Raw genomic sequence first — 7,868 nt, 5'->3', positions numbered from 1 at the left:
CCCCCTTGTCACCCGGTAAGCCCTACGGGAGATCGCTCTCCTCTAGGCTCATTTCATGTTCTATTCCCGGTTGGTAAAAGGTTGACGGTAAACGTTTTCCGTCAAAGGATGAATCAGTTATTTCAAGGGGGTGGGGATATTTGGAGGGAGATCGCGAAGCACTCGCACTCGCGAGATCGCATTCAGGGTTCCCCGTGTTTCTTCTCAAGGGAAAATTTTGAAGGTGTTATTGGTAAAAGGTGATAGGATTTGCGGGCGATCGCAAAGTATTCCCTATGGGCGATCATCTTCCCGCATCTTCTCAAGGGAAAAACGTGAACGTGTTATTACTAAGAGGTGATGGGATTTCAGGGCGATTGCGAAGCACTCCCTGCGGGCGATCGCGAAGCACTCCCCGTGGGAGATCGCATTGCACTCCCAATGGGATCTCGCATTTAGGGTCTCCCATGTTTCTTCTCAAGGGAAAATTTTGAACGTGTTGAAGGGCGATCGCATGTTGTGTTGATTTACTCTCAGCAATGTCCCACACGTAAAAAGTGCGATCTCCCACAGGCAGTGCTTCACGATCGCCAGATATAACCCTCTAACAGGTAGTTCGGTTAGATGAGCAAGAGAATTCATTCCCTTGTCCCACAGTTAAATTGAGTTTCAATAGAATAATATTAAATTTCTTAAACTCAGTGTAGTTATTGCATTTTTGCTACGTAATGATATGCACCATTGATTTAAGTTTAAATTGATTCTAGTGTATATGGAAAAAAATTATTAAGCTTGATTAAAACCTTCTAAGGTTTGAAGAATACTATTAGCTTTTCTTTTGATTTAAAACTTTTCGCAAGGTTCTGATAGCACTATCAAGACCAGTATCTAATATTGTTCCTCCTGTAAATTTTAGCAACTCTGATGAATTGATTACAACCTGAATACTGTCACCGCTTGATACTGATAGTTTAAAAAGCTGTGCATGTCTAATCAATACATTATTTGGTAATCTGTAGTTAGTAGAATCATCTCGTGTTGAAACAGCAACCACATCTCGATAATGAAATTCATCGTCTCTTTCATTCAGAGGAACACCTTTCAGAAAGTTGAAATCGCATTGATATGAACTGATTCCATAATCAGTTAAGTGTATAACTGTTATAGTGTTAATACTAAATCGAATATGTTGATCTTTGCCCTTTTTCCATAGGAGATCCTGTGATGGGATACCATTAGTTGACCAAAGAATAGGCCCGCGTATCACAATAGAATCCCTAATTAATTCTGCTTTGTTAATGTTTAGTCGACGTATAGATCGTTCCTTAAGATCTTCAATGTCATCAATTAGCCAAGCATCAACCGTTTGTTCTTCAGGAATATCAGCATACCTAGTGGTGAAAATTAGTTCTTTTGAAAAGTAAAATTTTTTAAGTTTGAGTAAACTGACTCCAAAGATTAAGAGGATGAGAAAGATAGATATCGCACCTGAGTTTGTGAATACAAGTATGAATCTTATAAGAAAGCTTCCCAAAATGAAGAAGATAGCAAATCTAGTCAACATCTCTTCAATCATGATTTCTGATGGGCTTGGTTTTCTCTTTGTAAAATAATTTCGGATTTGCTCACGCTTTTTAGATGTCATTAGATGGTTCTCCAATCATGAAATTTACTTAATACAGGTAACTATACTATTTATCCATTTCAGTGAAGGTTCACTCCATTGCCACTTCCTTAACTTTTATCATTTTATTGTAATGAGATGAGAGTAGAAACAAAACCAGGTTCTACCTGTGTAAAACTAGTTCCAGCAGATTGAATTAACAGATTAAAACAGCTCTGATAATCAGTGCTGAATTTAGGTCAGGAAGTTCATTTGGAGATGTCTTGGCTCTAACAGATATAGCTAAAACCAAATTGCTAAGTAGTGCGAAAAGGAGAATAAAACGTAAACTTTTATGTTCTTGGATAGAGTACAAGTGTTACTTAGGAGTTACTAATGACACCATAGTTAATTCTATTACTTCATTTCATCTATCTTTAGATAGATATTTTGTCTCAGATATTCAATACTTTACTTTATGTAAGATGTGTGATTGCACTTTGTCATATTTTACATTTTCTTATCAGGTAATCGCATTGTACCCCCTACGGGCGATTGCGAAGCACTCCCTTTGGGAGATCGCTCTCCTCTAGGAACGTTTCATGTTCCATTCCCGGTTGGTAAAAGATTGACGGTAAATGTTTTCCGTCAAAGGATAAATCAGTTATTTCAAGGGGGTAGGGATATTTGGAGGGGGATTGCGAAGCACTCCCTACGGGAGATCGCATTACACCCCCGACGGGCGATTGCGCAGCACTCCCTTTGGGAGATCGCATAAGTTATAACTTGTGCTTCTAATCTGGCATGACATTTAGGTAATATAGTTAATTCATATAGGTCAACGGAAAATGCAGAACTCGCCATATATGGATAAACTACCTTATCAACTTAGAAGGCTATTACCTAATACATCAGGTGTGTACTACGTATATAAAGATTACGATTTATTATATGTTGGTGGTTCTTCCAATATAAGAAAAAGGTTTATGAAAGGACATAACTATCAAAATAAATTTATAGAAGCAGGTGCTAACTTAATCTCCTACGTGGTGTGTGAGAATTATGCAGAACTAGAGTTGCAGGAGATTCTGAGGCTAAAGCCTAAGATGAACAGGTATGGTTCTCACTGGTTTAAGCGATATACTCCACACTCTATTTTTGAGGGAAGTTGGTGGAGGCAATTAGAATTACCGTATAATTTATACGTATAGTGTTAATACGTCTTAATGTTGGGATGGTCCTAACCTATTTTTGGTAATAGGTGATGGGATTTCAGACGGTTACGCTTTATCATCTTCTCAAGGGAAAACTTTCAACCTGTTATTAGGAATAGATGATGGGATTTTAGGGCGATTGCGCAGCACTCCCTACGGGAGATCGCATTACACCCCCGACGGGCGATCGCGAGGCACCACTTACTACCTGAAATACCATGAGAAAGGAGAGTTGGGCTAAGTACGCGAGGTAAGACTAGGTAAACTATGCAAGGGAGGGAAAAACATCCCCACTTCACAACCCCATTGTTCCCAACCTCCCAGTAATGGTAGTTCACCCTTTAGTGCGTAAAGTGACGATAAATCATCATAATAAAGAATCATAATACTATTATAAGATAGCTAATATCCGTTATTCCTCCATCCTGTTCTGTCATCGAAGGATATCTATGTACTGTTTAAATTTATCTCATTTTTCTAACTGGGAATTAGGATACCCTCACCTTGCGCAAAAATGCTAGATAACAGATAAAATAAGAGTAACCTAATATTTAGAGCAAAATATGTTGAACGATCGCGACTATACGCTAATCATTGATAAAAGTGGGAGCATGTCAACTCGAGATCAACGGGGTGGAAAAACCAGATGGGAAATAGCCCAAGAATCTACCATAGCCCTAGCCAGAAAGTGTGAGGAATTTGACCCAGATGGTATTACTGTTTATGTATTTTCCGGTAGATTTAAACGATACGAAAATGTGACAGCAGCAAAGGTTGCCCAAATATTTCAAGAAAATGATCCTGTTGGTACAACCAATTTAGCTGGAGTGCTTTTAGATGCTACTAATCAATATTTTCAACGTAAAGCATCTGGTCAAGCCAAACCGAATGGTGAAACCATTCTAGTGATTACTGATGGCGAACCGGATGATCGGAAAGCAGTTTTTGAAGTAGTTATTAAGGCCTCTCGCAAAATGGATAAAGATGAGGAATTAGCAATTTCTCTAATTCAAGTAGGTAGGGATCCGCAAGCTACAAAATTTCTCAAAACTCTCGATGACCAGTTACAAAGTGTAGGAGCTAAATTTGATATTTGTGACACTGTGACTTTAGATGAGTTAGAAGAAATGAGTTTAACAGAAGTTTTAATGAATGCGATTACTGATTAGTAGAATTGTAGGAGGTTGACAAAAGATCATTCGCTTTCAGTATCTTCTGGAAAATTGTGTGGGACATGGTAGCATAGACCTCGGGTAATTTGGCAAAAGACTAATTAATATGAAATATGTCTCGACCTTCGTAAGAAGGAATAGGTATTGCGACTGCTTGTACAACTAAACAGGTATTTGATTGTTTTACAGCTACATCTTGACCTTCGTAAGAAGGAATAAGTATTGCGACCTGGTAGATACTGGGTTGGATTCTGCCCTCGCACCCTGGTTCGGAAGCATTTCCCTTGCGAATTTCCTAGGGTTCGTCTTCCCCCTATGAGCGAGTGCTTTGCTACAGGAAGCAGAATTCATATCCAGGCTCATTTCATGTTCGGTTCCCATTTGGTAAAACTTTGACGGTAAACGTTTTCCGTCAAAGGATAAATCAGTTATTTCAAAGTTTTGGGGATATTTGGAGGGGGATTGCGAAGCACTCCCTTTGGGAGATCGCTCTTAGTGATTATCCCCCGATTCCTTCTCAAGGGAAAAACTTGAACATGCTGAAGGGCGATTGCGCAGCACTCCCTTTGGGCGATAGCGCAGCACTCGCTACGCGAGATCGCTCTCCTCTAGGCACGTTTCATGTTCGGTTCGCGGTTGGTAAAAGATTGACGGAAAACGTTTTTCGTCAGTGCATAAAGCCATTACTCCAAGAATTTTAGCGTATACTGTTTGATTGGATGTAGCTATGTAAGTTAGTATTGTATTTTAAGATATTAAATTATAGCTATACATTTTTATCCAGACAATGAAATATACTTTTAAAGTTTTGCACCCAGTAACTTACAGTAGCGTATTCACAATAAAAATAAAATATACATAATTTTTAGGGAATTATTTTGCTGTAAATGTGTTATAATACGGGGGAATATAGGGGAAAATCGATATAAATATTTAAGTAATAAGAAAGAATAATGATAAAAATAAAGACAAAAAAAACAGTAATTAACGAAGAGATTGCGAAGGTCAAGAAAAAACGCTGGAATGCCTATTATTTCGTTGGGAACCTCGCAGCCTTGTGGTGTAAAGGTTTCAGCCATTATTTTGATGGTGCTGGAGGTGAAAAACAGAGAAATTTTGCTGACCTTCGCAAAGTGGGTCTAGACACCAGTCAGGGTAAGGGGTTAAAATGGAGGGGTCTTGACCTTCGCAAGAAGGAATAGGTATTGCGACCAACGGTAAAAGAGTTGTTTGCGATAGTAGATGGTTTGTCTTGACCTTCGCAAGAAGGAATAGGTATTGCGACCTTCTTTAATATCTCTCCAAGAAAATATTAAATATGGTCTTGACCTTCGCAAGAAGGAATAGGTATTGCGACAACTCTGTGTATTGGACATGTTACTACGAGAAGGTATTGTCTTGACCTTCGCAAGAAGGAATAGGTATTGCGACCCATAAAGGGGCTTTTAAAATTAATTAATTTTGCAGAGTCTTGACCTTCGCAAGAAGGAATAGGTATTGCGACACATAGCGCCTCTTGAAGCGCTAGGAATATTTCCTCGATTGTCTTGACCTTCGCAAGAAGGAATAGGTATTGCGACAAGAAGAAACGAAGGACCAGAAGATAAACTTCGATTAGCGTCTTGACCTTCGCAAGAAGGAATAGGTATTGCGACCGAAGGGGAATGGACACATAACTTGCTCCCCACTTTTGGTCTTGACCTTCGCAAGAAGGAATAGGTATTGCGACGACAATACAGGTTTCTTCTATAGACAATATAGAAGAAGTCTTGACCTTCGCAAGAAGGAATAGGTATTGCGACACGCGGGCTTTGTAGACATGGAAAAACGTGCCATATCGGCGTCTTGACCTTCGCAAGAAGGAATAGGTATTGCGACCACCCGTCGACTGGAACCCAGCCGATCTGTTCCGCATCAACGTGTCTTGACCTTCGCAAGAAGGAATAGGTATTGCGACCCCTTAATTCTATAGGTATCCCTCTGCCTACCTTTTCGTCTTGACCTTCGCAAGAAGGAATAGGTATTGCGACCTCTAGGCTTTAACAAAGACGGAGTTTTAGCTATTTTGCAAGTCTTGACCTTCGCAAGAAGGAATAGGTATTGCGACCTCCTCACGAAGCGCCAGGGACTGCACGTACAGTCGGGGGGTGTCTTGACCTTCGCAAGAAGGAATAGGTATTGCGACTTCAACATCGTGGTTTCTCCTTGCTCTATGCTTGAGTCTTGACCTTCGCAAGAAGGAATAGGTATTGCGACACCTTTTTGAGTACGGTGTGATAGTTGTTATTGTACAGTCTTGACCTTCGCAAGAAGGAATAGGTATTGCGACAATCCACGCTTGAGGTGGATGGTACTCCGCACCAGTAACCTGTCTTGACCTTCGCAAGAAGGAATAGGTATTGCGACACCAGGATGTTTCCAGGGGACATGATTGCTGCAATAGCGTCTTGACCTTCGCAAGAAGGAATAGGTATTGCGACCTAAGGTTAACACAAGGTACTTATCTCCAGATCTCCTAAGTCTTGACCTTCGCAAGAAGGAATAGGTATTGCGACATATAATAGTTTGTTAGGATGCGCTGTGGTAGGTAAGTCTTGACCTTCGCAAGAAGGAATAGGTATTGCGACTTGCATGACTTCTATCATGGTTTTTCCTCCTGTTTATTGATTGTTGTCTTGACCTTCGCAAGAAGGAATAGGTATTGCGACAGCTTTATTTCTCCTCGCTCGTTTTCCTTATTCCTATAAGTCTTGACCTTCGCAAGAAGGAATAGGTATTGCGACGTAAGGCAGGGTAAGGCAGGGGGTAAGGCAGGTCTTGACCTTCGCAAGAAGGAATAGGTATTGCGACTCACAAGCCGCACTGGCGTGCGCCTGCGCAATGATGGAGGTCTTGACCTTCGCAAGAAGGAATAGGTATTGCGACATCCAGCTTACCGCGATCGCTGTTAATGCGATCGCGAGTCTTGACCTTCGCAAGAAGGAATAGGTATTGCGACCCGTCGACCGGCACCCAGCCGATCTGCACGTCATCGAGTCTTGACCTTCGCAAGAAGGAATAGGTATTGCGACTAACCAATAGTAGGAATAACAAATGTATTACAAATCCGTCTTGACCTTCGCAAGAAGGAATAGGTATTGCGACTTCGTATGATAAAGATTTAAGTTTAACTTTCTTGTCTTGACCTTCGCAAGAAGGAATAGGTATTGCGACATGGGGACCCAGCCGATCTGGATGTCATCAACGTGTCTTGACCTTCGCAAGAAGGAATAGGTATTGCGACGTATACAAATTCACATTCTGCTTCACAGAATGTAGAACAGTCTTGACCTTCGCAAGAAGGAATAGGTATTGCGACAAAGATTAAAAGGAGAAACAAAGAGCATAATTTGTGTCTTGACCTTCGCAAGAAGGAATAGGTATTGCGACTTTTATTGAATTCGTAGGGCAGGGGTTGAGCCTTGCGTCTTGACCTTCGCAAGAAGGAATAGGTATTGCGACTGGTGTTCGCAGGTTGTCTATTACTATGAGTCCCCGTCTTGACCTTCGCAAGAAGGAATAGGTATTGCGAATTGAGTATAAGTAGTGTAGATAAGTAAATTCGCAAACTTTAACTTTCATAAGAGAACTAAGTGTTAAGACAAATAAAAAAGAGGGAGGATAATCTTCCCTCTTTCATTTAAGTATCTATAGATAAAGACTACTACAATCATTAGGTCGGGCATGTAGATATTTAGTTGTAGTAGCAACAGAAGAATGACCTAAAGATGTAGAAACTTGATTAATATCAGCACCATTGTGTAAAGCTAAGGTAGCATGAGTGTGGCGGAGCCAATGGGGACTGGCGCTGATACCAATTCTTTGAGAAGCAGTGCGAACAATATCCCAAACAGCTTTTTG

The 7,868-nt window shown here is 40.6% G+C and carries 8 protein-coding genes and 1 CRISPR repeat array; of the genes, 6 read left to right on the top strand and 2 right to left on the bottom strand.

The features are described from left to right. Together ASL19_RS18060 and ASL19_RS17315 are read left to right on the top strand one after the other, a co-directional pair. The coding region (locus tag ASL19_RS18060; RefSeq protein WP_072149068.1) for a hypothetical protein at positions 1-243 on the top strand (243 nt) is incomplete at its 5' end. Then, positions 240-473 (top strand): hypothetical protein, encoded by a 234-nt coding sequence (locus tag ASL19_RS17315; RefSeq protein WP_152980385.1) that lies wholly within the window; start codon positions 240-242, stop codon positions 471-473. The genes ASL19_RS18060 and ASL19_RS17315, both read left to right, overlap by 4 nt. 332 nt (positions 474-805) lie before the next feature. Here ASL19_RS17315 and ASL19_RS02025 read toward each other — a convergent pair whose 3' ends face one another. Then, entirely contained in the window at positions 806-1,624 is an 819-nt protein-coding gene (locus ASL19_RS02025) for a hypothetical protein (RefSeq protein ID WP_057177080.1), read from the bottom strand. A 451-nt stretch (positions 1,625-2,075) separates the two neighbouring features. On the opposite strand from ASL19_RS02025, the gene ASL19_RS16490 reads away from it, so the two are divergent. From ASL19_RS16490 to ASL19_RS02010, 4 genes are all read left to right on the top strand, one after another. After that, the gene (locus ASL19_RS16490; RefSeq protein WP_235528907.1) at positions 2,076-2,360 is read left to right on the top strand and encodes a hypothetical protein; all 285 of its coding nucleotides are present in this window, start codon (positions 2,076-2,078) and stop codon (positions 2,358-2,360) included. 473 nt (positions 2,361-2,833) lie between these two features. Further along, on the top strand, positions 2,834-3,037 hold the full coding sequence (locus ASL19_RS17310; RefSeq protein ID WP_152980384.1) for a hypothetical protein: 204 nt from the start codon (positions 2,834-2,836) through the stop codon (positions 3,035-3,037). 322 nt (positions 3,038-3,359) lie between these two features. Continuing rightward, entirely contained in the window at positions 3,360-3,965 is a 606-nt protein-coding gene (locus ASL19_RS02015) for a VWA domain-containing protein (protein ID WP_057177078.1), read from the top strand. A gap of 395 nt (positions 3,966-4,360) precedes the next feature. Beyond that, complete coding sequence (locus tag ASL19_RS02010; RefSeq protein ID WP_057177077.1) at positions 4,361-4,669, top strand: hypothetical protein; 309 nt, start codon at positions 4,361-4,363, stop codon at positions 4,667-4,669. Between the two features lie 475 nt (positions 4,670-5,144). Beyond that, positions 5,145-7,540: a CRISPR direct-repeat array (repeat unit 36 nt; unit sequence GTCTTGACCTTCGCAAGAAGGAATAGGTATTGCGAC). A gap of 115 nt (positions 7,541-7,655) precedes the next feature. Here the strand turns inward: ASL19_RS02010 and ASL19_RS02005 are convergent. Continuing rightward, positions 7,656-7,868: site-specific integrase (locus ASL19_RS02005; RefSeq protein WP_152980383.1), on the bottom strand; the 213-nt coding region annotated here is incomplete at its 5' end.

The sequence above is a fragment of the Cylindrospermopsis sp. CR12 genome (assembly GCF_001432185.1).
Lineage (GTDB): Bacteria > Cyanobacteriota > Cyanobacteriia > Cyanobacteriales > Nostocaceae > Raphidiopsis > Raphidiopsis raciborskii.
This window is presented reverse-complemented; position numbering and strand designations above follow the sequence as displayed.